Consider the following 24,659-nt stretch of genomic DNA (forward strand, 5'->3'; position numbering starts at 1 on the left):
GCGCGGTGACTCATTGCCGCCCCCGGCGCGCGCACCCCGAAAGCGCCCCCCACCTCCGGTGAACGGCGGGGTGTTACCGCCGGTCCCGTCCGGCAGTACGGCCCGCCCCGGCGCCCGCGCCCGGCCCGGCGGGGCCGCGGGGCGCCGCTCGGAGCCGCCGGAGGGGTCCCGGACCGTACCAACCGGTCTGGCCGAATCCACCGCCCCCGCGACCGCCCCCCGACCCGCCCCGGCCCCGGCCCGGCCCCCGCCCGGCCCCTTCGGGATCGCGGCCCGGACCCCGCCCGGATCCCCGGGCTGGCACCCGGTGCCGGGGGCGCGGCCGCTCCTCGCGCTCGCCGTGCGGCGGCCCGTACGGCGTGGCCGGTGCCCGGGGCCGCCCGGCCGCCGCGTCGTGCCGCAGGGTCCGGTCCGGTGCCGCCCGGCCACCGTCCGGCCCGATCGCGGCACCGGGTGCCGGGGGCCGTTCCCGGCCGTGGAGGTCCGGAGCGCGGCGGTCCGGCCGGGGCCGCCCGGCGGAGGCACCGGGCCCCGGCGGGCCGCCCGCGGCCGCCCGTTCAGGACGCGCGCGCCCCCGGTGACGGCACCGGGGTCACCGGGACGCCGCCCGCCGCGCACCCCAGCAGTTCCAGCCGTGCCGTCCCCGGCCCCGAGGCGGTGTCCCCGTCCGCCAGCACCGCCAGGGCCAGCGTGTTGGCGGCGGCGCGGGTCCGCAGCACACCGCCCGGCAGGACGAACGTGTGCTGCGCGTGCTGCGGCGGCGCGTCGTTGACGTACTGGCCCAGGTTCCAGCCGTTCAGGAAGATCTGGGCGCGGTAGCGGCGGGCCGGGTCGTCGTCGAGGACCAGGCCGACGGAGGCGTCCACCTCCGGCGGCACGTCCAGCCGGAAGGAGGTCCGGTACCAGGTCACCCCCTGGCGCCGGTCCGCGCGCGGCAGGGCGGCGGGCTCCCAGCCGCCGTCGTCGAGGCCCGGCAGGTGCCAGCCCCGCGACTCCCCGTACAGGCCCCCGTGGTTGAGCGGACCGCGCACCGGGTCGGGCGCCGCCGTGCCCCGCAGCCGCCAGCGCGCCCGTGGCGACGCGCCCTCGAAGGCGGCCGACACCAGCCCGCGCCCCGCCCGGTGGTCCGCCGGGTCGTGCTGGGTGCGGCGGACCAGCACCGACAGGACCGGCTCGGGGGCCCGGCCGCCCCGGCCGCGCTCCCGGTCCCGCTCGAACCGCCGCTGCCGCGCGCGCAGTTCGTCGCGGAGCGCGCCGGGCAGCGGGAAGCGGGCGGTGCCGGTCCAGGTACCCCGCCCGTCGGGCTCCCGGCCGGTCCGGTGGGTGCCCAGCGGCCTGCCGTCGAGCCAGGCCATGAGCATTCCCTGGGCCCCGGTGGCGTAGGTGAGGGAGACCGCGCCCAGCCCGGCGGCCCCGCCCTCCAGCCGCGCCCGGTACCAGACGTCGCCGTAGGGGAATCCGTAGTCGTCCGCGAACAGCACGGGCCCCCCGCGCGGCACGGGCGTCGTGCTGTACGAGGTCCGGCGGTCGGCGGCGGTCCAGCCGGAGTCGTCGTATCCGGGCTCCGCCTCCGGGTTCTCCGTGCGCCGCCGCCATCCGCCGAGCGCGGGCAGCACCAACTCGGGCGCCCCCGGCAGCCGCCAGGTGGCCAGCAGGCTGTGCGCGCGGCTGACGGAGGTGGCGACGTCGGCGCCGTTCCAGGTGACGCCGGTGACGCCGCGCGGCGCCCACACCTCCAGATCCGCCTCCCCGACGGTGTCGCCGGTCAGCCGGACCACCGGGCCGTCCAGCACGGCCCCGCGCAGCAGCGCCGGGCCGTGCACCAGGCCCTTGCCCGTCGGCGTCTCGAACGGCCACAGCCGCAGCGAGGCCGCCTCGTCCGCGAACAGCAGGACCAGCGTCCGCTCCGAGTCGCCGCCGCGCACCCGCACCCGGGTCAGCCGGTCCTCGCCGAGCGGCACGGTCACGTGCAGCCGCCCCCGGTCGTAGGCCCAGGCGGCCTCGTCGTCGACCCGGGTCGGCCACGGCTCGCTCGGGCAGTCCACCACCAGCCGGGCCATCTCCCCGGCCCGCCCGGTGAACACGGCGACGTCCAGCCGCCCCACGCCCAGGACCAGCATGGGCTGCACCGTGGCGTACGCCAGCCGCCGTCCCGATCCCAGGTCCAGCCCGGTGGCGAGGAGCCGGGCGTCGCGCGCGGGGACCGTGACCTCGACCCGGTCGCCGCCCAACGGCACCGTCGAGGTGACCTCCCCGGCCGAGTCGTTGCGCAGCACGTAGGCGTGCGCGCCGGTGTCCGGGTTGACCAGGTGCCGCACCCGCAGGCGCGGATCGGCGGCCCGCACCCCGGCCCCCTCCCGGAGCCGGGTGAAGTCGGGGACGTGCCGCAGCAGGTGACCGATCTGGTGCAGCGGGGCCAGCCGTGCGGTCGGCACCCGGCTCTCCGCGATGCCCGCCGTCGGGTCGTACGTCGGCGCGGGCGCGGAGGGCGCGGGCAGCCAGCCCCAGGAGGTGCCGCCGAAGGCGGTGCGCACGGTGTGCACGGCGGGGCCCCGCCCGAGCAGGTCCAGGTGCGCCCGCCGCGCCCCGGCCGCGTCCGGCGCACGCTCCACCTCGCCGTCCGGCAGCGGCCGCCCGCCGTGCAGCAGCGGTACGTCGATGCCGTCGGCGCGGACCTTCCGGTGCAGGTGGGCCAGGTGCCCGCGGTGGACGGGGTCCAGCCGGTAGAGGAGCAGGGTGCCGTCGCCCCGGGTGAACAGGTGCCGGGCGGCGATGGCGTCGACCCGGGACAGCCAGGCGTCGGCGTGCCGCAGGTACGCGGCGTCGGCGCGGGCGGCGTCGCCCTCCGCGGCCCCCAGCCAGCCGGGCAGCCCGCCCGCGTCCAGACCCGTGCCGCCGCCGTCCGCGACGGGGAACGGGCCGGGCCGCAGCACGACGTACAGCCCGGTCTCGGCGGCGGTGCGCAGGAACAGGTCCAGATCGCGCACACCGGTGAAGTCGTGGACGCCCGGCGCGGGGGAGTGCAGGTTCCAGGCCAGCGGGACGGTGACGGCGTTGTAGCCGTGCGCCCGCATCTTCTGCAGCACGTCCCGCCACAGCGAGGGGCTGGGCAGCCGGAAGGGGTGCGTCTCGCCCGACCACAGCGTCAGCCGTCTGCCGTCCACCAGCGCTGAGTACCGGTCGAAACCGACCCGGTGGCGCGCCCCGTCCGCGGCGGGCGGGGCGGGGGGCGGCCCGGTGGGCACCGGGCCCGGTGCGGGGGCGGCGGGCCGGTCCGCGCCGCCCGCGCTGCCGCCGAGCGCGAGCCCGAGGGTGGTGGTGCCCGCGAGGGTGCTGAAAACGCGTCTGCTGAGCTCCAAGGGAGCCCTCCCGTTGTGCCTGTGCCTGTGCCGTGCCTGTTTGCTGCCGTGCCGTGCCGTGCCTGTGCTGGTGCCGGGTCCTGTGCCGGTGCTCGGCGTTCCCGTCCCCGCGCCGGTGGACGCACGGACGGCGGTGCGGCCGGTGTGCCCACGGGTGTCCGGGCGGCTCACCGCCCGTGCCGGTCCCGGCGGCCGCGCGGGCCGCCGTGCCCTGCCGGTCCGCGACGCGGGGCGGACCGCCGTGCCGCCCCATTCTTCCAGCGCGCGACCCCCCGCCCGCACCCACCCGCCCGCACCAACCCGCTCGGACACCCCGACCCCGGGCGCCCGAACCCCGGCGCGCGGGCGCCGCCGCCGTGCCCGGCGCACCCGTCGTCCGGGGCCCCGCCCGTCCCGACGCACCTGGCCCAGCCCGGCCCGACGCACCTGCCGCACGGGGCCCAGCCGTGCCCGGCGTACCTGCCGCACGGGCCCCGCCCGGCCCGGCGTGCCCGGCCGCCCGGGACACCCGTACCGCGTCGCCCCGCCGGGCGGGACACCCGCACCGCGTCGCCCCGCCGCTCGGGCATTCGCCGGCCCGGACCGGTGCCCCGCTCTCACCGTCCCTGTCCGCACATGCCGTGACCCGGGCCGTCCGCACGGCGCTCCGGGACCTCGGGCTCCGCCTCCTCAGTCCTCGGGCTTCCCGCCCTCCAGGGCCGTGCGGCCTCGCTGTCCGGCCGTCCGGGCCCGGCGCTCCGGCGACGCGGGCCGACACCGTCCCGGCCGTCCGCGTCCGCCCTCCCCGTTCCCACCGGGGCGCGGTGTCCCGGTGCCCCGTACCCGTGGCCGCCCCGGTGGGCCCCCGGTCGACCGTCAGCCGTTCGGGTGATTTCCGGGCCCGGAATCCGACCGCCGGGGGGTGGAGAGGGACCGGACACCCGCCCCGGGTCCCGGGGGACACGGGCGCCCCCGGGGCCCGGCGGGGAGCAGGCCCCCGGCCCGGAGCCGGGCCCCGGCCCGCCCGCCGCTCGAAGCCCCGGGACCCGCGAGCACCCCGGGACCCGCGGGACCCGCGGGGCACCCTGGCTCCGGGCACCCTGGCTCCGGGCACCCTGGCCCCGGGCACCCCGGCCCCCGGGCACCCCATGGGATCAGAACGTGCCGAGCATCCTCCGCAGCGTGTCCCGCAGGGCGATCCGCTCCTCCTCCGACAGCCCGGCCAGCGGCTCGCGCGCGAACCGCAGCGACTCCCGCAGCTCCCGGGCCACGCGCCGGCCCTCCTCCGTCGCCGCCGCCACCTTCACCCGGCGGTCGTCCGGATCCGGGCGGCGCTCCACCAGGCCGCGCGCCTCCAGCCGGTCCACGATCCCGGTCACGTTGGACGGCTCGCACCGCAGCTTCCGCGCCAGCCTGCGCATCGGCAGCGGCTCCAGCGCCAGCAGGCCCAGCAGCCGCGCCTGGGCACCGGTCAGCGACCGCTCGGCCGCCGCCTCCTCGTAGTCGGCGTGGAAGCGTGCCACCACCTCGCCGATCAGCTCGACGACCTCCAGGGTCAGCGGATCGGGCGGGCGGACGGTGCGGTGCGGTACGGGCATGGGAACCAGGGTACCCAGGTGTTTGACAACCTGAAATGTTCAGACGCATGGTTGTTTCAGTAGCTGAAAGATTCCCGGAAAGGCGCCCCATGACCAATCCCCCCGCCCTCCCCGCCGTCAACCGCGAGTGGCACCTCCTCAGCCGGCCCGTCGGCCGCCCCGAGCCCGGGGACTTCGCCCTGGTCGAGGCGGAGATGCCGGTGCCGGGCGAGGGCCAGGTGCTCGTGCGCAACCGCTACCTCTCCGTCGACCCGTACATGCGCGGCCGGATGAGCGCGGCCCGCTCCTACGCCGCCCCCTTCACGCTGGGCGAGGTCATGCAGGGCGGCGCCGTCGGAGAGGTCGTGGCCTCCCGCGCCGAGGGCCTGGCCGTCGGCGACCACGTCCTGCACTTCCTCGGCTGGCGGGAGTACGCGGCCCTGGACGCGCGGGGCGCCGTCCGGGTCGACCCGGAGGCGGCGCCGCTCCCCGCCTACCTCGGGGTCCTCGGGATGCCCGGCCTGACCGCCTACGCCGGGCTGCTGCGCACCGCCTCCTTCCGGGAGGGCGACGCGGTCTTCGTCTCCGGCGCGGCCGGTGCCGTCGGCAGCCAGGTGGGCCAGATCGCGCGGCTCAAGGGCGCCTCCCGGGTGATCGGCTCGGCCGGTACCGACGAGAAGGTCCGGCTGCTGCTCGACGAGTACGGCTTCAACGCCGCGTTCAACTACAAGCGGGCGCCGGTGGCCGAGCAACTGCGCGAAGCCGCCCCCGACGGCGTCGACGTCTACTTCGACAACGTCGGCGGCGAGCACCTGGAGGCCGCCATCGGCTCCCTCAACCGCGACGGGCGCATCGCCGTCTGCGGCATGATCTCCGTCTACAACGACACCGAGCCCGCCCCCGGCCCGCGCAACCTCGTCCGGCTGATCCAGACCCGGGGCCGCATCCAGGGGTTCCTGGTGGGCGACCACGAGGACCTCCGGCCGGAGTTCGTCGCCGAGGTCGGCCGCTGGGTGCGCTCCGGTGAGCTGAAGTACCGCGAGACGGTCGTCGAGGGCATCGGGAACACCCTGGAGGCGTTCCTCGGCCTCCTGCGCGGTGACAACACCGGCAAGATGATCGTCGCGCTCTGACCCCCCGTCACCCGGCGCGGACCGTGCCCCCCGGCGGGGTCCGCGCCGCCCGGTAGAGTGCGCGCATGCGTGACCTCGGGGCGGGATTCGGCCATCTTCTCAAGGGCCAGCGGTGGATGGCGCGGCACGGCGGAAGCTACGGCTTCGGGCTGCTCCCGGGCCTGATCACGCTCGTGCTGTACGCGGCGGCGCTGATCGCGCTGGTGCTGTGGGGACAGGACCTCACCGCCTGGGCGACGCCCTTCGCGGACGACTGGGCGAGCCCCTGGGGCGGGCTGTTCCGCGGCTTCCTCACCGCGGTCCTGTTCGCCCTCGCCCTGCTGCTGGCGGTGCTCACCTTCACCGCCGTCACCCTGCTCGTCGGCCAGCCCTTCTACGAGAGCCTCTCCGAGCGCGTCGACCGCGACGTGTCGCCGGACGGCACCGCCCCGGAGTCGGAGCTGCCGCTCTGGCGCGAGCTGTGGATCTCGGGCCGCGACAGCCTGCGCATCCTGGTCCGCGCGGCCGTGTGGGGCGTGCTGCTGTTCGCCGCCGGGTTCGTGCCGGTCGTGGGGCAGACCGTCGTCCCGGTGCTCGGCTTCCTGGTCACCGGCTTCTTCCTCACCGAGGAACTGGCCGCCGTCGCCCTCCAGCGCCGGGGCGTCGAACTGCGCGAGCGGCTGGCCCTGCTCCGCTCCCGGCGGACCCTGGTCTGGGGCTTCGGCACCCCGCTGGGCCTGGCCTTCCTGGTGCCGTTCGTCGCGGTGTTCCTGATGCCGGGCGCGGTCGCCGGCGCCACGCTGCTCGCCCGCGACCTGCTGGGCGAGGAGACCCGCGAACCCGGCCGCGGCCCGGCCCCGGCCGCCGGGGCCGACGGGAACGGTGGGGCCGACGGGGACGGCCGGCCCGAGGCGGACGGAACCGCGGACACCGCCGCCGCCCCGGGCGGTACGGCTCCGGCGACCGCCCCGGGCTCCGGCACGGGTCCCGTCGGCCCCGCGTACTGACCGCCCGCCCGCCGCCGGCGCTCCCGGTCCGTCAGGGGCCCTTCGCCGTCACCGCCCGGTAGGCGATCTCGGCCAGCCGGGCCTGACCGTCCACGCTCGGGTGGAACCAGTCCCAGCGGCTGAGCTGCCCCGTGCCGAACCGGAAGCCGTGCACGGCGCCCCCGTCGGTGCGGCACTTGTCGTCCTTGGCGCAGACCTCCTCCAGCACCCTGTTGTAGTCCGTCACCCGGTCCCGCACCGTGTTCCGCCGCTGGGTGGCCGCCGCGTCCAGCGCGTCCGCGTCCCCGAGCATCGACGGGCACAGGCCCAGCTTCCACACCTGCCTGCCGAGCGGGTTGGTGCGCCCCTCGGACCACAGCCGCTTCAGGTCGGGCACGCTGACCACGAACACCTGCGCCTTCGGGAGCCGCGCCCGCAGCGTCCGCAGCGCCTCCTCGAACTGCGCCCGGAAGTCCGCCACCGGTGTCATCGCCCCGACCGAGGACCGGCAGGCGTCGTTCGCCCCGGCCATCACCGTCACCAGTTCCGGGCGGTGCGCCGCGGCCCGCTCCATCTGCGCCGGGACATCCGCCATCCGGGCGCCGGTGACCGCGTGGTTCCAGCTCCGCTCGGCCGCCTTCGCGCCCAGCAGCCGCACCGCCAGGCTGTCGACCTCCTCGCTGGAGCCCGTCGCCCAGGACACCTCGGGGCAGTCCGACAGCACCGTGCAGGCGTCGAAGCCGCGCGTGATGGAGTCGCCCACGGCCGCCAGCGACCGGGGGCCGGTGTCCCACACGGGGGCGGGCGCCGGGGACGGGGCCGCCCGCCGGGTGCCGGACGCGCCCGGGTTCCCGCCCGCCGCGTCGCAGCCGGTCAGCGCCAGGGCGACGACGGCCAGCGCGGCCAGCGCCGCCCGGCCGCGGGCCCGGCCACGCGGTTCCCGTTCCACCAACCGGGCCATGAGCGCCCTCCCTGTCGCCTGCTGCGCCTCCACACTTCCCAACCCGTGACACCGCGCCCGGGTTCCCCGGGCCCCGGTGCGGCGGCTCACACCCGCACAAGCGTCCTGCCGGGTGAACGGCGGCGGTTTCCCGGCACCAGGACCGACGGTACGTCACACTCCTTGCGCCGTCGCACGGTAGCCTCGCCATCAACGCGGCCGTCCCGGCCGCGGCCGTTCCACCCGTTCCGAGATGTCCCGCTCAGCCCGGAGGTTCCGGTGACGACACGTGGAGTCCTGTACGTGCACTCCGCGCCGCGCGCGCTCTGCCCGCACGTCGAGTGGGCCATCGCCGGGGTGCTCGGCACCCGCGTCGGCCTGGACTGGATCCGGCAGCCCGCCGCCCCCGGCACCTGGCGCTCGGAGTTCTCCTGGCAGGGCCAGGCCGGCATCGCCTCCAAGCTCGCCTCCGCGCTGCGCGGCTGGCAGATGCTCCGCTTCGAGGTCACCGCCGAGCCGTCCGCGGGCCACGAGGGCGAGCGCTACAGCTGCACCCCCGCCCTCGGCATCTTCCACGCCGTCACCGGCGTCCACGGCGACATCCTGATCCCGGAGGACCGGCTGCGCGCCGCCCTGGCCCGCGCCCGCGGCGGCGAGACGGAGCTGGAGGGCGAGATCGCCAAGCTCCTCGGCAAGCCCTGGGACGACGAGCTGGAGACCTTCCGCCACGCCGGTGAGGGCGCCCCCGTGCGCTGGCTCCACCAGGTCGTCTGACCCGCCGCCCCGCCGCCCCGCCGCCCCGGGCCGCCGGGCACCCGCCGACGCCGACGGCCCGGCCCCCCGAGGGGGACCGGGCCGTCGGCGTCGCACGGGCCGGGGCGTCACACGGTGCGGAACGCCAGCACCACGTTGTGGCCGCCGAAGCCGAAGGAGTCGTTCAGCGCGGCGATGCGGCCCTCGGCGGGCAGCGCCCTGGGCTCCCCGCGCACGATGTCGGCCGTGGCCTCGGCCTCCGGGTCGATGGTGTCGACGTTGATCGTCGGCGGCGCCAGCCGGTGGTACAGGGCGAGGATCGACGCCACCGACTCCACACCGCCCGCACCGCCGAGCAGGTGACCGGTCATCGACTTGGTGCCGGAGACGGCCATGTGGTCGACGTGGTCGCCGAAGACCTTGCGCAGCGCCTTCAGCTCCGCGATGTCACCGGCCGGCGTCGAGGTGGCGTGCGCGTTGACGTGCACGATCTCGGCCGGGTCCAGGTCGGTGCCGTCCAGCAGGCTCTGCAGGGCGTGCGAGATGCCGCGGCCCTCCGGCTCGGGCTGCACGATGTCGTGGCTGTCGGCCGAGATGCCCTGGCCGACGGCCTCCGCGTAGACGCGGGCGCCCCGCTCGGCGGCGTGCTCGGCGGACTCCAGGACGATGACGCCGGCGCCCTCGCCGAGGACGAAGCCGTCCCGGGCCACGTCCCAGGGGCGGGAGGCGCCCTGCGGGTCGTCGTTGTTCTTGGACATCGCCATCATGTTGCCGAAGGCGGCGATGGGCAGCGGGTGGATCGCCGCCTCCGTGCCGCCGGCGACGACCACGTCGGCGCGGCCGGAGCGGATCATCTCGATGGCGTAGCCGATGGCCTCGGCGCCCGAGGCGCAGGCGGAGACCGGCGTGTGCACGCCCGCCCGGGCGCCCACGGCCAGGCCCACGTTGGCCGAGGGGCCGTTCGGCATCAGCATCGGCACGGTGTGCGGGGAGACGCGGCGTACGCCCTTCTCCTTCAGCACGTCGTACTGGTCGAGCAGGGTCGTCACGCCACCGATGCCGGAGGCGATGACCGTGCCGAGACGGTCGGGGTCGATGCTGCCGTCCTCGCCGGCCTTGCCGGTGAATCCCGCGTCCTTCCATGCCTCCCGGGCGGCGATCAGCGCGAACTGCGCCGACCGGTCCAGGCGGCGGGCCTGCGGCCGGGGGATGACCTCGGTCGGGTCCACGGCGGCCGTGGCGGCGATCCGGACGGCCTGGTCGGCGGACCAGTCCCGGTCCAGGGGCTTGACGCCGGACCGGCCGGCCACCATGCCCTCCCAGGTCGAGGCTGCGTCGCCACCCAGCGGTGTGGTTGCGCCGATACCGGTGACGACCACGGTGCGATTGGTCGGGCTCACGGGAATTCTTTCTCCAAAGGAAACGGATTCGAACGGCGCCACCGCCGGGTGGCGGGGCAGTTCAGCCCGGCACCCGGGCGTCATGCCCGGGTGATCGGACGATCAGGCCTGGTGCTTGAGGATGTAGTCGGTCGCGTCACCGACGGTCTTGAGGTTCTTGACGTCCTCGTCGGGGATCTTCACGTCGAAGCGCTCCTCGGCGGCGACGACGACCTCGACCATGGACAGCGAGTCGACGTCCAGGTCGTCGGTGAAGGACTTGTCCAGCTGGACGTCCTCAACCGGGATACCGGCGATCTCGTTCACGATCTCGGCGAGACCGTCGACGATCTCCTTCTGAGTGGCGGCCATGGTGGCGCTCCTTCGTAGTGTTCCAGAGGTGTGGCGGTGTGGTGCTCCGTCCCGGACCGACGTGGTCCGGTACGGCGTGCCTAGGGGAGAGTAACGACCGTCGCGGCGTAGACGAGACCCGCCCCGAAGCCGATGACGAGGGCGGTGTCCCCGCTCTTCGCCTCGCCGGTCGCCAGGAGCCGCTCCATCGCGAGCGGGATCGAGGCGGCCGAGGTGTTGCCGGTGGTGCGGATGTCACGGGCCACCGTGACGTGCTCCGGCAGCTTCAGCGTCTTCACCATCGAGTCGATGATCCGCACGTTGGCCTGGTGCGGGATGAAGACGTCCAGGTCGTCCGGGCTGATCCCGGCCGCGTCCAGCGCCTGCTGGGCGACCTTCGCCATCTCGAACACGGCCCAGCGGAACACCGCCTGGCCCTCCTGCGTGATAGCAGGAAACTTGATGTTGCCCTCGCGGTCGAGGGGCAGCTCGGAGACGTCGCCGATCCGGAAGCGGTTCCAGGGGACGGTCTGCTTGATCGTGTCGGCCTTGTCGCCCTCCGAGCCCCACACGGTCGGGCCGATCTCGGGCGTGGTGGACGGGCCGACCACGACCGCGCCCGCCCCGTCGCCGAAGAGGAAGGCCGTGGCCCGGTCCTCCAGGTCGGTCAGGTCGGACAGCCGCTCCACGCCGATCACCAGGACGTACTCCGCCGAACCCTCGACGATCAGGCCCTTGGCCAGCGTCAGCCCGTAGCCGAAGCCCGCGCAGCCGGCCGAGATGTCGAAGGCGGCGGCCTTGTCGGTGCCCAGCCTGTCCGCGATCTCGGTGGCCACGGCCGGGGTCTGGCTGAAGTGGGACACCGTCGAGACGATCACGGCACCGATCCGGCGCGCGTCGATCCCGGCGTCGGCGATGGCCTTGCCGGACGCCTCGACGGACATCGTGGCGACGGTCTCCTCGGGCGAGGCCCAGTGCCGCGTCTCGATGCCGGAGCGCGAGCGGATCCACTCGTCGGACGAGTCGATCGTCTCGAGGATCACCTCGTTGGGCACCACCCGGGTCGGGCGGTAGCCGCCCACACCGAGGATGCGCGCGTACGGGGAACCCTTGCTGGGCTTGATCTTCGACATGGTCTCCGGCTCCTTGTCAGGCGTGCTCGGCGACGAGCGCACGGGCCGCGTCGAGGTCGGCGGGGGTCTTGAGGGCCAGGGTCTTCACCCCGGGCAGCGCGCGCTTGGCGAGACCGGTCAGGGTGCCGCCGGGGCACATCTCGATCAGGGCGGTGACGCCGAGCCGCTGGAAGGTCTCCATGCACCGGTCCCAGCGGACCGGGTTGGCGACCTGGCCGACCAGCCGCTCCAGCACCTCGGCGCCGGTGTCGACGGCCCGGCCGTCCTTGTTGGAGACGTAGGTGACCTTCGGGTCCGCCGGGGTGAGGGACGAGGCCGCCTCGGCGAGCCGGTCCACCGCGGGCGCCATGTGGTGGGTGTGGAAGGCGCCGGCCACCTTCAGCGCGACGACCTTGCGCACGCCCTCGGGCTTGTCCTCGGCGAGGGCGGCGAGCTGCTCCAGGGTGCCGGCCGCCACGATCTGGCCCGCGCCGTTCACGTTCGCCGGGGTCAGGCCGAGCCGCTCCAGGTGCGCGACGCTCACCTCGGGGTCGCCGCCGAGCAGCGCCGACATGCCGGTCGCGGTGACCGCGGCGGCCTCGGCCATGGCCAGGCCGCGGCGGCGGACCAGGGTCAGCGCCTCGGTCTCGCCGAGGACGCCCGCGAGGACGGCGGCGGTGATCTCGCCGACGCTGTGACCGGCGACGGCGTCCGGCGTGACCGTCCCGTCGGACCCGCCCGGCAGCGCGCCGAGCGCGGAGGCCGACAGCAGGCCGGCCGCGACCAGCAGGGGCTGGGCGACGGCCGTGTCGCGGATCTCGTCCGCGTCGGCCTCGGTGCCGTAGTGGGCGAGATCGAGTCCGATGGCGTCCGACCACGCGGCGACACGGTCTGCGGCGCCGGGAAGGGCGAGCCAGTCAGTCAGGAAGCCGGGCGTCTGGGCACCCTGGCCGGGAGCGACGAGTACGAGCACTCTCACACTCTCTCTTGAGGACGGCCCGGGCCGCCCGTGAGGACAGGGACGAAGAACACGAAGGGGTTTTGTTGGACCCCGACAAAAGCCTAGGTCTGCGGATCTCCATCGGCCAGACGCCCCAGGATGAGCGCGATCCGCAGGGTGAACGCAGACCGTACATCAGAGGGCGACCAACCGGTGACGTCAGTCACACGTCGGAGCCGGTAGCGCACGGTGTTCGGGTGAACGAAGAGCATCCGCGCAGCGCCTTCGAGGCTGCTCGCCTGCTCCAGATAGACACTGAGCGTTTCCAGCAGCGCGGCGCCGGCCTCTTCCAACGGTCTGTAGATCTCCTCCACCAACTGCTCGCGGGCGGAAGGGTCCGAGGCGATGGCGCGCTCCGGCAGCAGATCGTCCGCCAGCACCGGCCGGGGAGCGTCCTGCCACGCGACGCACGCCTTCAGCCCGGCGGCGGCGGCCTGCGCGGACCGGGTCGCGGCCAGCAGGTCGGGCACCACCGGACCGGCCACCACCGCACCCGCCGCGAACGGGCCGATCAGCGACTTCGCCACGGCCAGCGGGTTGTCGCTGCCGCCCGCGATCACCACCAGCCGGTCGCCGAGGACCCCGGTGAGCACCTGGAGCTTGGCGTGCCGGGCCGCGCGCCGGATGGCCTCCACGGTCAGCTCGGAGTCCCCGTCCGGGGCGGTGCCCAGGACCACGCACACATGGTCCGGCGAGTTCCAGCCGAGCGCCGCCGCCCGGGAGACGGCGCCCTCGTCGGCCTCGCCGCTGAGCACGGCGTTCACCACCAGGGACTCCAGCCGCGCGTCCCAGGCGCCGCGCGCCTCGGCGGCCTGGGCGTACACCTGGGCGGTGGCGAAGGCGATCTCCCGCGCGTAGACCAGCAGCGCCTCGCGCAGCACCGATTCGTCACCGGGGGCGGCGACCTCGTCGATGGCGGACTCCATCACCTCGATGGTGGTCCGCACCATCTCCACGGTCTGGCGCAGGGTGATGGCCCGGGTCAGCTCGCGGGGCGCGGTGCCGAAGACGTCGGTGGAGATGGCCTGCGGGGTGTCCGGGCGGCGGAACCACTCGGTGAAGGCGGCGATGCCCGCCTGGGCGACGAGCCCGATCCAGGAACGGTTCTCCGGGGGCATGGCCCGGTACCACGGCAGCGTCTCGTCCATCCGCGCGATGGCCTGCGCGGCGAGCGATCCGGAGGACTTCTCGAGTCGCCTCAGGGTCGCGGCATGCGGGTGCGGAGCGCGCGCGGCGTGGTCTGGCTTGCTGGTCTCGGGTTCGGGCACGGGGACAAGACTGCCTTATCCGGACGGCCGACCGTGCCGCCGGGTCTACGGTGGGGCCCGTGACGGACATTCGGCGCGCCGACGAGCGCTATCCCGGGGGCGACGCGGCGGCGGGCATCGTGTCGCGGCACGCCTTCTCCTTCGGCCCCCACTACGACCCCGGCAACCTGCGGTTCGGGGCGCTGATCGCCTGCAACGAGGAGCGGCTCGCGCCCGGCGCGGGCTTCGACGAGCACCCGCACAGCAACACCGAGATCGTCACATGGGTGGCCGAGGGCGAGCTGACCCACCGGGACAGCGCCGGCCACGAGACGGTCGTCCGGGCCGGCGACCTCCAGCGGCTCGGCGCGGCCGGCGGGGTCCGGCACGTGGAGCGCAACGACGGCGCGGCACCGCTGACCTTCGTGCAGATGTGGCTGGCCCCGCGCGAGAGCGGCGGCGAGCCGTCCTACGAGGTCGTCCGGGACGCCGCCGCCCGCACCCCGTACGCCGTCCCCGGCGCGGACGCGGTGCTGCACGTGCGGCGCCCGGCGGCGGGGGAGGAGACGGAGGTCCCGGACGCGGCGCGGGTCTACGTCCACGTGGTGCGCGGCGGGCTGCGGTGGGACGGCGCGGAGCTGGCGGCGGGCGACGCGCTCCGCCTCACCGACCCCCGGGGCGTGCGGATGCGGGCGCTCACGGACGCGGAGCTGCTGCTCTGGGAGATGCCGCCGGAGCCCGGACCGCGCCTGCCGTAGGGGGCCCGGGGCCCGCCCCGCGGGGTCAGGCCGCGCGCAGCTCCGCGAGGACGGCGTCGGTGAAGGGGGGCCAGGACTCGGCGGCCCAGGGGCCGAAGGGGCGGTCGGTCAGGGCCGCGCAGGCGGCGCCCGCGACCGGGTCGATCCACAGGAAGGTGCCCGCCTGGCCGAAGTGGCCGAAGGTCCCCGGGGAGGAGGAGGCACCCGTCCAGTGCGGGGACTTGCCGTCGCGGATCTCGAAGCCCAGGCCCCAGTCGTTGGGGTTCTGGTGGCCGTAGCCCGGCAGCACGCCCTTGGTCCCCGGGTACTGCACGGTCATCGCGGCGGCCACGGTGCGCGGGTCCAGCAGCCGGGGCACCTGCACCTCGGCGGCGAAGCGCAGCAGGTCCTCGACGGTCGAGACGCCGTCCTTGGCGGGGGAGCCGTCCAGCGAGGTGGAGGCCATGCCGAGCGGCTCCAGCACCGCCTGGCGGGCGTACTCCGCGAACGGCATCCCCGCCGCCCGCGCGATGTGCTCGCCGAGCCGCTCGAACCCGGCGTTGGAGTACAGCCGCCGCTCCCCGGGCGGCGCGGTCGTCCGGTGCTCGTCGAAGGCGAGGCCGGAGGTGTGCGCGAGCAGGTGGCGCACCGTCGACCCGGGCGGTCCGGCGGGCTCGTCCAGGTCGACCGCGCCCTCCTCGTGGGCGACGAGGGCGGCGTAGGCGGCGAGCGGCTTGGTGACCGAGGCCAGCGGGAACCGCCGTCCGACGGGGCCGTGGGTTCCGGTGACGGTGCCGTCGGCGCGCACCACGCCCGCGGCGGCGGTGGGCACGGGCCAGTTCTCGATCGTCGCGAGGCTCTTCAGGGACATGCCGTGAGCCTATGGCCTTCCCTCCGGTGCCCGCCGCGGGGCCCGGCACGCGTCGTCCCGGCCGTGCCGCCGCCCGGCGGGGGCGGGGAGGTGCCGGTCACGCGCCGCCCTCCTCCTCCGCGCCGGGTACCCCGCCCGCACGGGCTTCCCCGGTCCCGCCGGCGGCCGGTGAGTGCCGCCTCCGCACGGGGGCGCCCGCCCGCACGGCTGCCCGCGCGCGCCGGGCCCCGCGCGGGGGCGGTCCGGAGGGCATCGCCCCCGGGCACGAGGGGCCGCCCAAGGGAGGCCCTAGCGTGGGGACATGACCGTGACCCAGACCGCTCCCGGGGCGCCCGCCCGCCCGTCCCGGGCCCCGACCGCCCCGGACCCGGCCGGCCAGGACCCGACGGCCCCGGCCCCGACCGCCCGTACCGCCCCGGACCCGGCGGCCCCGGAGGGCGCGCGGGGCGCGGCCCCGGTGGACACCGGCCCGGACGACCCCTGCGCCGTCGTCGTCCGCGGCCGTCCCCGCCCCCGGGGCACGGGCCACCACACGATCGGCGAGGCCGCCGCCTTCACCGGGCTGAGCGTGCACACCCTGCGCTGGTACGAGCGGATCGGCCTGATGCCGCACGTCGACCGCTCCCACACCGGGCAGCGCCGCTACACCGATCACGACCTGGACTGGCTCGACTTCGTGACCAGGCTGCGCCTGACCGGCATGCCGGTCGCCGACATGGTCCGCTACGCCGAGCTGATGCGCGAGGGCGACGGCACCTTCCCGGAGCGCCGGGAGCTGCTGGAGTCGACCCGCCGCGACGTCCTCGCGCGCATCGCGGAGCTGCGGGACACCCTCGCCGTGCTCGACCACAAGATCGGGTTCTACGGGGCCGGCGCGGCTACAGCTCCGCCAGCAGTTCCGCCTTCTTCGCGCTGAACTCCTCGTCCGTCACCAGCCCCGCCGAGTGCAGCTCCCCGAGGTGGCGGATGCGCTCCGCGACGTCGGCGGGGTCGCGCCGGTGCGCCGGGACCGGCACCGGCGCCTTGGCGGGCCCCCGGTGGCGCACCGCGGCCAGCACCGCCGCCGCGAACGGCAGCGACTCGTGCACCGGTCCGTAGCCGAGCCCGAACAGCACGGCCGCCGGGTCCTGGTCGGCCTGCGCGGCCGTGGCGGTGCCGTCGCGCGGCAGCAGCCGCAGATGCCCCTGGAGGCGCTCGCCGGGCGAGCACCACTCGACCCCGCCCAGCTCGCTCACGGCGAAGCTCTGGTCCCCGGCCTTCCACTTCGCCGACGACGCCCCCGTCCAGGACCACCGGAAGGACACCGCCGTCCCGTCGAAGGACGCCTTGCCGTCGTACGCCTTGAACCGGCGCGGCGCCTCGGGCGCGGCCACCAGATGGCGCTCGGCGGGCCCGGGCGCGGAACCGGCCAGCGCCGCCCCCAGCTCCCCGGCCCAGAACCCGGCGAGGGACTCCCGCTCGGCGGGCAGCACCAGCCGGTACGGGTCGCAGCCGTCCCGGAGCTGCCCGGCCGCGGCCTCCATCAGCGGGTCGGCGCCGGGGCGCGGCAGGGCGCGCAGCACGACGGTGCCGCGCCTGCCGGGGCCGAGGGTCACCCCGGTGAGGGCCTCCAACGGCACGCGACGTTTCCCCAGCGCCTGGAAGAGCCTGGGCGTTCGAATCCCTCGTTCGTAGCGGATGAGCACGGAGTCGGATTCGAACTCCCAGGCGGCGTGAAATCCGGCCAGTACGTCACCCATGCGGCTCATCGTATGCGGCGGGCGCCGCCACGTCCCCTTTCCGGACGAAGCGGAGTTCCTGGTTTCTCTACGCGCGTCAGGAGGCCGTGGCCACGGACAAATCCTCCTGGCAGATGCCGCTCCGGCGGGCGCAGTCGACCGAGCGGTACGCGCCGACGCCGATCGCGGCGAAGTTGCGCAGGCTGTCGGTGCCGGGCACGAAGTACCCGGCGTGACCCCGGGCGTCACGGGCCGACAGCACCCGCGCGCCGAAGGCGGGGGAGACCGGGTCGGCACCGTGCCCGAGCCCGCCGACCTCCAGGTTCGGCACGTCCTCGATCCAGTCGTCGGCGTCCCGCATCGCCCACACCCGGGCCGCCGTGCGCAGCCGGGCGGCGCTCTCGGCGCGCATCCCGGGGCTGCCGGCCACCGCTATGTCGGTGACCCTGCTGGGCGCCGTACGGGCGGCCAGGCCGCAGACCACGGAGCCGTAGCTGTGGCAGAAGAGGGCGACCGGACCGGTCCCGGGCAGCGCCCGCAGCAGGGCGTTGAGCCGTACGGCGCCCCGCTCGGCGCGGGTCGCGGTGACGGCCTCGATACCGAGTCCGGCGGGGGAGACGTAGTCGGCCCAGGCGATCACGGCGGTGCGGGTGGCGGGGCCCGCCGTACGCTCCGCCGCGTACAGCGACCTGGCCATGCCGACGGGGGCGGAGTGCGCCCGTCGGGTGCGCTGGAAGGTGAGCAGGTCGGTGTCGACGCCGGGGACGACGACGGAGACGCGGTCGGCGCGGTCGAGGTCGCCGAAGACCTCCGCGATCTTGCCGGAGCCGGCCGGGTCGAAGGCGAGGACGTGCCGGGAGGGGTTCAGCAGCGCGGTGTAGCGGTCGGCGCGGCGGCGCGCCTCCCGCTGTCCGGCGGGGGTGAGGCGGCGGTCGTGCGTGCGCTCCCGCTCCCCGGCGCGGGCGGTCTCCAGGGCGAACCGGTTGGCCCGGTAGCGGAGTTGGACGGGGGCGCCGTTCATGTTGCCGACGGCGAGGGGGAAGCGGTGGGCGAGGGCGAGGCGCTGCCCCTCGCCGAGGGAGGCGAAGAAGCGGGCGAGCCGGGCGGGGGCCGAGGCGGCGTCGGGCAGCCGACGCCCGTCGATCCGGCCGTGCTGCCAGGCCGCGACGGAGGCTTCCAGGGCCGTCGTTCCCCGCTGGTTGCGCAGGGCCGTCCAGCCGGTGGTCGCCAGCATCACGAACACCACGGCCAGGGCGAGCAGGGTGCGCCAGACGTTCAGGTGCGGGGAGGTGTCGAAGGAAGTCACTGGGACGACACCCTAGGAGAGCGGTGGGGCCCCGCGTGAGCCAAGTGGCGCGGATCACGTTTCGTTTTCGTGTCAGAGGGTTAGGGCCTCTCGTTTGGATCAGGCCGGGCTCGCGGGGTCGGGCGCCGCGCCTCGCCACGTTGTCGTCGGTCGCCGGGGCTCCGCCCCGACTCCCTCCTCCGCCTCGCGACGCACGGCGCCCGACCCCGCCCCCTGATCCGGCCCGATCCAAAGGAAAGACCCAGGGGCGGGCCCCCGGGAGCCGCGCACCACCGCCCGGCCCGGGGGGAAGCCGCCCACCGCGACCGGGTCCCGGGCGGAGCCGCGCACCGTAGTCCGTTCCCGGGGAGTCGCGTGCCGCGCCCCTGCCGGGAAGGCCGCCCACCGCGACCCGGTCCGTGGGAAGGCCGCCCACCGCGGCCCGGCTCCGGGGACCGCCCACGGCGATCCGGCTCCGGGGACCGCCCACCGCGGCCCGGCTCCGGGGGCCGCTCGTCGCGGTCCGGGCCCGGGGGAGCCGTGCGCCGCCCCGGCCCCGGGGGAGTCCTGCGCGAGGGACCCCGGCCCGGGGAACCCCGTGCCGTGCCGCCGCCGCAGGCCCCGGGGCGGCGGCACGACCCCGGGCCCCGGGCGCGGTCCTGGAACCGCCCGCCGCCGAACGCCCGCCGCCTGCCCGCGGACCCGCGACCGGCTCAACGGCCCCCGGCGGCCGGGGAGGTGTGCCAGGTCCCGGTGAGCGTGGTCTCCACCCGGTCCAGGTGGGAGGTCGTGAGGTCGCGCAGCTCGGCCAGCCCGGCGTCGTCCCGCGCCGACCAGACCCGCTCGGCGGCCCGCAGCACCGCGCCGAAGACGGCCACCACCACCCGCGGCCGGGGATCGGCGTCCGGGTCCAGGCCCTCGCGCGCGGCGATGATCCGCGCGATCTCCTCCTCCAGCTCCGTGGCGCGCCGCAGATGGGCCGCGAGCAGCGCGGGCGTGGACTCGACCGTCCGGTAGAAGCGCAGGTGCAGGTCGAGCGGCACCACCTGGCCGACGGTCTCCCCGATGCCGTCCCAGCTCGCGGACAGGGCCCGGCGCAGGGTGTCCAGCGGCGCCTCCCCGGCCGGGCGGCCGCGCACGGACTCGACGAAGTGCGCCTCCGAGAGCCGCGCCGGGAAGAACGCGGCCTCCTCCTTGCTGGCGAAGTAGCGGAAGAAGGTGCGCTGGGAGACCTCGGCGGCCTCCACGATGTCGTCGACCGTCGTCCGCTCGTACCCGCGCTCGGTGAACAGCCCGAGCGCCGACCGCAGCAGCGCGTCCCGGGTGCGCAGCTTCTTGCGCTCGCGCAGTCCGGGCCGGGGGCCCTCGGGCGTGCGCCCGGCCGCCGGGGCCGTGTCGACCGTCATCAACGTCTCTCCTCCGCCGGCCGCGTCCCCGCCGCCGTAGTCGTCCGCCCCGCCGCGACGGCCCTTCCCGCGTGGCCGGACCTCGCGGTGTCGGTACCTCGCAGTTCAGGCGATAGCGGGATGACATGTCAGTTACCGACTAGTGAACCCGTTTGTCAATTGTCAGTCGCTGTCATTAGCCTCCCCATATGACTAGTCAGACCACCATCGACAAGACGGGTCCGGAGGGCGACGCGCCCGGCCCGTCGGGGCCGGCCCGTGCCGCGGGGCTGCGCGGGCATCCGTGGGTCACCCTCGTCACCGTCGCCGTCGGGGTCATGATGGTGGCGCTGGACGGCACCATCGTCGCCATCGCCAACCCGGCCATCCAGGACGACCTGGACGCCAGCCTCGCGGACGTCCAGTGGATCACCAACTCCTACTTCCTCGCCCTCGCGGTCGCGCTGATCACCGCGGGCAAGCTCGGTGACCGCTTCGGCCACCGGCAGACCTTCCTGATCGGCGCGGCGGGCTTCGCCGTCGCCTCGGGGGCCATCGGGCTGTCGAGCAGCATCGTCATGGTCGTCGTCTTCCGCGTCTTCCAGGGCCTGTTCGGCGCCCTGCTGATGCCGGCCGCGCTCGGCCTGCTGCGGGCCACCTTCCCCGCCGAGAAGCTGAACATGGCCATCGGCATCTGGGGCATGGTCATCGGCGCCTCCACCGCGGGCGGCCCGATCCTCGGCGGCGTGCTGGTCGAGCACGTCAACTGGCAGTCCGTGTTCTTCATCAACGTCCCGGTCGGCGTCCTGGCGCTGGTGCTCGGCGTGCTGATCCTGCGGGACCACCGGGCCGAGAACGCGCCGCGTTCCTTCGACGTCCTGGGCATCCTGCTGCTGTCGGCGTCCATGTTCTGCCTCGTCTGGGCGCTCATCAAGGCACCCGGCTGGGGCTGGGGCGACGGCACGACCTGGCTGTTCATCGCGGCCTCGGTGATCGGCTTCGTCCTGTTCGCCCTCTGGGAGAACAAGGTCCGCGAGCCGCTGATCCCGCTGGGGCTGTTCCGCTCGGTGCCGCTGTCGGCGGGCGTCGTCCTGATGGTCCTGATGGCCATCGCCTTCATGGGCGGCCTGTTCTTCGTGACCTTCTACCTCCAGAACGTGCACGGCCTCAGCCCGGTCGACGCCGGCCTGCACCTGCTGCCGCTCACCGGCATGATGATCGTCGGCTCCCCGCTGGCCGGTGCCGCGATCACCAAGGTCGGCCCCCGCGTCCCGCTCGCCGCGGGCATGGTCTTCACCGCCCTCGCCATGTACGGGATCTCCACCCTGGAGACGGACACGGGCAGTGCCGTGATGTCGCTCTGGTTCGCCCTGCTCGGCCTCGGCCTCGCACCGGTGATGGTCGGCGCCACCGAGGTCATCGTCGGCAACGCGCCGATCGAGCTGTCCGGCGTGGCGGGCGGCCTCCAGCAGGCGGCCATGCAGATCGGCGGCAGCCTCGGCACCGCCGTGCTGGGCGCCGTCATGGCCTCTAAGGTCGACCGCGACCTGGGCGGCAACTGGACCGCCGCGGGCCTGCCCGAACTGCCGCCGGACCAGCTCCACCAGGCGTCCGAGGCGGTCCGGGTCGGCGTCCCGCCGGTGCCCGAGGGCACCCCGCCGGAGACCGCCGCCAAGATCGCCGGGGTGGCGCACGAGACCTTCATCTCCGGCATGAGCCTGGCCTCGCTGGTGGCCTCCGGGGTCGCGGTCGTCGCGGTGCTGGTCGCCCTCCTGACCAAGCGCGGCGCCAACGCCGAGGCCGGTTCCGGCGTCGGCCACATCTGAGCGGACGGCGGCCGGTCCCCCGCCGCGGGGGACCGGCCGCCGCGCGTTCCGCGGGGTGGGGCGGTCAGGCGTCGCCGCCCGCCGCCCCCGGGGCGGCCGCCTTCACGTCGAGCAGCCGGTAGTGGTCCACCGCCTGCTTGAGCACCGACCGGTCGACCTTCCCCTCGCGCGCCAGCTCCGTCAGCACGGCCACCACGATCGACTGCGCGTCGATGTGGAAGAACCGCCGCGCCGCGCCCCGGGTGTCCGCGAAGCCCCAGCCGTCGGCGCCCAGCGACTGGTACGTCCCCGGCACCCACCGGGCGATCTGGTCCGGTACCGACCGCATCCAGTCGGACACCGCCACGAACGGCCCCCGGGCCCCGGACAGCTTCCGCGTCACGTACGGCACCCGCTGCTCCTCCTCGGGGTGCAGCAGGTTGTGCTCCTCGCAGGCCACCGCCTCGCGCCGCAGCTCGTTCCAGGAGGTCGCGGACCAGACGTCGGCCCGCACGTCCCACTCCTCGGCGAGGATGCGCTGCGCCTCCACCGCCCAGGGCACCGCCACGCCGGACGCCATGATCTGCGCCGGCAGCGAGCCCGAGGTGCCCTCGCTGAAGCGGTGGATCCCCCGCAGGATGCCCTCCACGTCCACGTTCTCCGGCTCGGCCGGGTGCCGGATCGGCTCGTTGTAGACGGTGAGGTAGAAGAAGACGTCCTCGCCGTGCGGGTGCTCCTCGTCGCCGCCGTACATCCGGCGCAGGCCGTCCTCGACGATGTGCGCGATCTCGAAGCCGAACGCCGGGTCGTACGCCACGCACGCCGGGTTGGTGGAGGCGAGGAGCTGCGAGTGGCCGTCGGCGTGCTGGAGGCCCTCGCCGGTCAGGGTGGTGCGCCCGGCGGTGGCGCCCAGCACGAAGCCGCGGGCGAGCTGGTCGCCCATCTGCCAGAACTGGTCGCCGGTGCGCTGGAAGCCGAACATCGAGTAGAAGACGTAGACCGGGATCAGCGGTTCGCCGTGGGTGGCGTAGGCCGATCCGGCCGCGATCAGGGAGGCGGTGCAGCCGGCCTCCGAGATGCCGTCGTGGAGCATCTGCCCGGTCGGCGCCTCCTTGTAGGCGAGCAGCAGGTCCCGGTCCACCGACTCGTACTGCTGGCCCAGCGGGTTGTAGATCTTCGCACTCGGGAAGAAGGAGTCCATGCCGAACGTGCGGTACTCGTCCGGCGCGATCAGCACGAACCGCCTGCCCAGCTCCTTGTCCCGCATGAGGTCCTTCAGCAGCCGCACGAAGGCCATCGTGGTCGCGATGGACTGCTGGCCCGACCCCTTCTTCACGCTCGCGTAGGTCGCCTCGCCGGGCAGGGCGAGCGGCTCCGACCGCACCAGCCGGGTCGGCACGTAGCCGCCGCAGCTCTTGCGGCGGTCGTGCATGTACTGCATCTCCTCCGTGTCCCGGCCCGGGTGGTAGTACGGCGGGGCGCCGGACTCCAGCTCCCGGTCGGAGATCGGCAGGTGCAGCCGGTCGCGGAAGCGCTTGAGGTCGTCGACCGTCAGCTTCTTCATCTGGTGCGTGGCGTTGCGGCCCTCGAAGTTCGGCCCCAGCGTCCAGCCCTTGACCGTCTTGGCGAGGATCACCGTCGGCTGGCCCCGGTGCTCCTTGGCCGCCTTGAACGCCGCGTAGATCTTGCGGTGGTCGTGCCCGCCGCGCCCCAGGTGCAGGATCTGGTCGTCGGTCATGTGCTCGACCATGGCGCGCAGCCGGTGGTCGTCGCCGAAGAAGTGGTCGCGGATGTAGGCGCCGGACTCGGTGGCGTAGGTCTGGAACTGGCCGTCCGGCGTGGTGTTCATCCGGTTGACCAGCACGCCGTCCCGGTCCTGGGCGAGCAGCGGGTCCCAGGAACGGTCCCAGACCAGCTTGATCACGTTCCATCCGGCGCCGCGGAAGACCGACTCCAGCTCCTGGATGATCTTGCCGTTGCCGCGCACCGGGCCGTCCAGCCGTTGGAGGTTGCAGTTGACCACGAAGGTCAGGTTGTCCAGGCCCTCGCGGGCGGCGATGGTGAGCTGGCCCAGCGACTCGGGCTCGTCCATCTCGCCGTCGCCGAGGAACGCCCAGACGTGGGACCGGGAGGTGTCCGCGATGCCCCGCGCCTCCAGGTAGCGGTTCATCCGCGCCTGGTAGATCGCGCCGATCGGGCCGAGCCCCATCGACACCGTCGGGAACTCCCAGAAGTCCGGCATCGACCGCGGGTGCGGGTAGGAGGACAGCGCGTGGGGGGCCTTGGACTTCTCCTGCCGGAAGCCGTCCAGGTGCTCCTCGGTCAGCCGGTCCAGCAGGAACGCGCGGGCGTAGATGCCCGGCGAGGCGTGCCCCTGGAAGAAGACCTGGTCGCCGCCGTCGCCGCCGTCCTTGCCCCGGAAGAAGTGGTTGAAGCCCACGTCGTACAGGGAGGCGGAGGAGGCGAAGGTCGCGATGTGGCCGCCGACGCCGATGCCGGGGCGCTGCGCCCGCGAGACCATCACCGCCGCGTTCCACCGGGTCGCGTTGAGGATCCTGCGCTCGATCTCCTCGTTGCCGGGGAAGAACGGCTCGTCCTTGGTCGCGATCGTGTTGACGTAGTCGGTGCTGCGCATCTCGGGCACGGCCACGCGCCTGGCGCGGGCCCGCTCGATCAGGCGCAGCATCAGATAGCGGGCGCGCTCGCGCCCCCGCTCGTCGACGGCGGCGTCGAGCGAGTCGAGCCACTCCTGGGTTTCCTCGGGGTCGAAGTCCGGAACCTGACTCGGGAGGCCGCCGATGATGATCGGACTGCCGTCGGATGCGGAAGCCACGCTGTTCCTTCGCTGTCGGAGGGCCACGGATGCCGGATGAGGGCGCCGTTTCCCCATCGTGTACCTCACGGGGGCAAACGTCATCTGTACCGTGGGGTAACCGGTCCCGTCGGGGGCCGGGGCCGTGTTCATCCGGGTCTCGTACCCACACAGGGTTCCCAAATGCGCAAACGGGGCAGATAGGTGTGGTGCACGTCACCCTCGGGCGGAACGGCGGTGCGGGAGTTGCG

At 75.1% G+C, this 24,659-nt stretch carries 18 protein-coding genes and 1 pseudogene; 6 read left to right on the forward strand and 13 right to left on the reverse strand.

Annotated elements, in window-relative coordinates:
* Positions 1-557: 557 nt before the first annotated feature.
* Together ACZ7LB_RS00720 and ACZ7LB_RS00725 are read right to left on the reverse strand one after the other, a co-directional pair.
* Positions 558-3,359: a beta-galactosidase gene (locus ACZ7LB_RS00720; RefSeq protein WP_471464459.1), complete on the reverse strand. Its 2,802-nt coding sequence runs from the start codon at positions 3,357-3,359 to the stop codon at positions 558-560.
* A gap of 1,133 nt (positions 3,360-4,492) precedes the next feature.
* A complete protein-coding gene (locus tag ACZ7LB_RS00725; protein ID WP_471464461.1) occupies positions 4,493-4,936 on the reverse strand; it encodes a MarR family winged helix-turn-helix transcriptional regulator in 444 nt (147 codons plus the stop codon).
* 89 nt (positions 4,937-5,025) lie between these two features.
* Here ACZ7LB_RS00725 and ACZ7LB_RS00730 point away from each other — a divergent pair, with 89 nt between their 5' ends.
* Complete coding sequence (locus tag ACZ7LB_RS00730) at positions 5,026-6,048, forward strand: NADP-dependent oxidoreductase (protein ID WP_471464463.1); 1,023 nt, start codon at positions 5,026-5,028, stop codon at positions 6,046-6,048.
* 65 nt (positions 6,049-6,113) lie between these two features.
* A complete protein-coding gene (locus ACZ7LB_RS00735) occupies positions 6,114-7,034 on the forward strand; it encodes an EI24 domain-containing protein (RefSeq protein ID WP_471464465.1) in 921 nt (306 codons plus the stop codon).
* A gap of 31 nt (positions 7,035-7,065) precedes the next feature.
* On the opposite strand, the gene ACZ7LB_RS00740 is transcribed toward ACZ7LB_RS00735, so the two are convergent.
* The gene (locus ACZ7LB_RS00740; RefSeq protein WP_471464467.1) at positions 7,066-7,974 is read right to left on the reverse strand and encodes an SGNH/GDSL hydrolase family protein; all 909 of its coding nucleotides are present in this window, start codon (positions 7,972-7,974) and stop codon (positions 7,066-7,068) included.
* A gap of 258 nt (positions 7,975-8,232) precedes the next feature.
* On the opposite strand from ACZ7LB_RS00740, the gene ACZ7LB_RS00745 reads away from it, so the two are divergent.
* Positions 8,233-8,727 (forward strand): DUF3145 domain-containing protein, encoded by a 495-nt coding sequence (locus tag ACZ7LB_RS00745; RefSeq protein WP_161224967.1) that lies wholly within the window; start codon positions 8,233-8,235, stop codon positions 8,725-8,727.
* A gap of 107 nt (positions 8,728-8,834) precedes the next feature.
* Here ACZ7LB_RS00745 and ACZ7LB_RS00750 read toward each other — a convergent pair whose 3' ends face one another.
* The 5 genes from ACZ7LB_RS00750 to fasR form a co-directional block, all read right to left on the reverse strand.
* Positions 8,835-10,106, reverse strand: a complete 1,272-nt coding sequence (locus tag ACZ7LB_RS00750) for a beta-ketoacyl-[acyl-carrier-protein] synthase family protein (protein ID WP_471464469.1) — start codon at positions 10,104-10,106, stop codon at positions 8,835-8,837.
* Between the two features lie 102 nt (positions 10,107-10,208).
* Positions 10,209-10,457, reverse strand: coding sequence for an acyl carrier protein (locus ACZ7LB_RS00755; RefSeq protein WP_161224969.1), 249 nt, complete (start codon positions 10,455-10,457; stop codon positions 10,209-10,211).
* A gap of 80 nt (positions 10,458-10,537) precedes the next feature.
* Positions 10,538-11,569, reverse strand: a complete 1,032-nt coding sequence (locus ACZ7LB_RS00760; RefSeq protein ID WP_471464472.1) for a beta-ketoacyl-ACP synthase 3 — start codon at positions 11,567-11,569, stop codon at positions 10,538-10,540.
* 16 nt (positions 11,570-11,585) lie between these two features.
* Positions 11,586-12,521 carry an ACP S-malonyltransferase gene (locus tag ACZ7LB_RS00765; RefSeq protein ID WP_471464474.1) on the reverse strand — a complete coding sequence of 312 codons (936 nt, stop codon included), beginning with the start codon at positions 12,519-12,521 and terminating at the stop codon, positions 11,586-11,588.
* Between the two features lie 89 nt (positions 12,522-12,610).
* On the reverse strand, positions 12,611-13,816 hold the full coding sequence (gene fasR / locus ACZ7LB_RS00770) for a fatty acid biosynthesis transcriptional regulator FasR (protein ID WP_471464476.1): 1,206 nt from the start codon (positions 13,814-13,816) through the stop codon (positions 12,611-12,613).
* 59 nt (positions 13,817-13,875) lie between these two features.
* On the opposite strand from fasR, the gene ACZ7LB_RS00775 reads away from it, so the two are divergent.
* The gene (locus ACZ7LB_RS00775; RefSeq protein WP_471464478.1) at positions 13,876-14,553 is read left to right on the forward strand and encodes a pirin family protein; all 678 of its coding nucleotides are present in this window, start codon (positions 13,876-13,878) and stop codon (positions 14,551-14,553) included.
* Between the two features lie 25 nt (positions 14,554-14,578).
* On the opposite strand, the gene ACZ7LB_RS00780 is transcribed toward ACZ7LB_RS00775, so the two are convergent.
* Positions 14,579-15,403 carry a serine hydrolase domain-containing protein gene (locus tag ACZ7LB_RS00780; RefSeq protein ID WP_471464480.1) on the reverse strand — a complete coding sequence of 275 codons (825 nt, stop codon included), beginning with the start codon at positions 15,401-15,403 and terminating at the stop codon, positions 14,579-14,581.
* Positions 15,404-15,860: 457 nt separating this feature from the next.
* Here ACZ7LB_RS00780 and ACZ7LB_RS00785 point away from each other — a divergent pair, with 457 nt between their 5' ends.
* Positions 15,861-16,319: a MerR family transcriptional regulator gene (locus ACZ7LB_RS00785; protein WP_471465098.1), complete on the forward strand. Its 459-nt coding sequence runs from the start codon at positions 15,861-15,863 to the stop codon at positions 16,317-16,319.
* Here ACZ7LB_RS00785 and ACZ7LB_RS00790 read toward each other — a convergent pair.
* The 3 genes from ACZ7LB_RS00790 to ACZ7LB_RS00800 form a co-directional block, all read right to left on the reverse strand.
* Positions 16,282-17,142 (reverse strand): DUF4429 domain-containing protein, encoded by an 861-nt coding sequence (locus tag ACZ7LB_RS00790; protein ID WP_471464482.1) that lies wholly within the window; start codon positions 17,140-17,142, stop codon positions 16,282-16,284. The two genes, ACZ7LB_RS00785 and ACZ7LB_RS00790, sit on opposite strands and share 38 nt — an antisense overlap.
* 76 nt (positions 17,143-17,218) lie before the next feature.
* Positions 17,219-18,427: an alpha/beta hydrolase gene (locus ACZ7LB_RS00795; protein ID WP_471464484.1), complete on the reverse strand. Its 1,209-nt coding sequence runs from the start codon at positions 18,425-18,427 to the stop codon at positions 17,219-17,221.
* Between the two features lie 692 nt (positions 18,428-19,119).
* Positions 19,120-19,812 carry a TetR family transcriptional regulator gene (locus tag ACZ7LB_RS00800; RefSeq protein ID WP_471464486.1) on the reverse strand — a complete coding sequence of 231 codons (693 nt, stop codon included), beginning with the start codon at positions 19,810-19,812 and terminating at the stop codon, positions 19,120-19,122.
* A 188-nt stretch (positions 19,813-20,000) separates the two neighbouring features.
* Between ACZ7LB_RS00800 and ACZ7LB_RS00805 the strand changes: the two are divergent.
* Positions 20,001-21,621 (forward strand): annotated as a pseudogene (locus ACZ7LB_RS00805) (MFS transporter); the annotation flags it as partial.
* Positions 21,622-21,681: 60 nt separating this feature from the next.
* Here the strand turns inward: ACZ7LB_RS00805 and aceE are convergent.
* Entirely contained in the window at positions 21,682-24,429 is a 2,748-nt protein-coding gene (aceE, locus tag ACZ7LB_RS00810) for a pyruvate dehydrogenase (acetyl-transferring), homodimeric type (protein ID WP_471464488.1), read from the reverse strand.
* Positions 24,430-24,659 lie beyond the last annotated feature (230 nt).

Source organism: Streptomyces sp. NPDC107521, assembly GCF_055598485.1.

Excerpts from the sequence above, each read along its gene's own strand:
- ACZ7LB_RS00780 (WP_471464480.1), bottom strand. The coding sequence starts at position 15,403 with ATGTCCCTGAAGAGCCTCGCGACGATCGAGAACTGGCCCGTGCCCACC.
- ACZ7LB_RS00730 (WP_471464463.1), top strand. The coding sequence starts at position 5,026 with ATGACCAATCCCCCCGCCCTCCCCGCCGTCAACCGCGAGTGGCACCTC.
- ACZ7LB_RS00800 (WP_471464486.1), bottom strand. The coding sequence starts at position 19,812 with ATGACGGTCGACACGGCCCCGGCGGCCGGGCGCACGCCCGAGGGCCCC.
- ACZ7LB_RS00740 (WP_471464467.1), bottom strand. The coding sequence starts at position 7,974 with ATGGCCCGGTTGGTGGAACGGGAACCGCGTGGCCGGGCCCGCGGCCGG.
- ACZ7LB_RS00735 (WP_471464465.1), top strand. The coding sequence starts at position 6,114 with ATGCGTGACCTCGGGGCGGGATTCGGCCATCTTCTCAAGGGCCAGCGG.
- ACZ7LB_RS00755 (WP_161224969.1), bottom strand. The coding sequence starts at position 10,457 with ATGGCCGCCACTCAGAAGGAGATCGTCGACGGTCTCGCCGAGATCGTG.
- ACZ7LB_RS00760 (WP_471464472.1), bottom strand. The coding sequence starts at position 11,569 with ATGTCGAAGATCAAGCCCAGCAAGGGTTCCCCGTACGCGCGCATCCTC.
- ACZ7LB_RS00725 (WP_471464461.1), bottom strand. The coding sequence starts at position 4,936 with ATGCCCGTACCGCACCGCACCGTCCGCCCGCCCGATCCGCTGACCCTG.
- ACZ7LB_RS00790 (WP_471464482.1), bottom strand. The coding sequence starts at position 17,142 with ATGGGTGACGTACTGGCCGGATTTCACGCCGCCTGGGAGTTCGAATCC.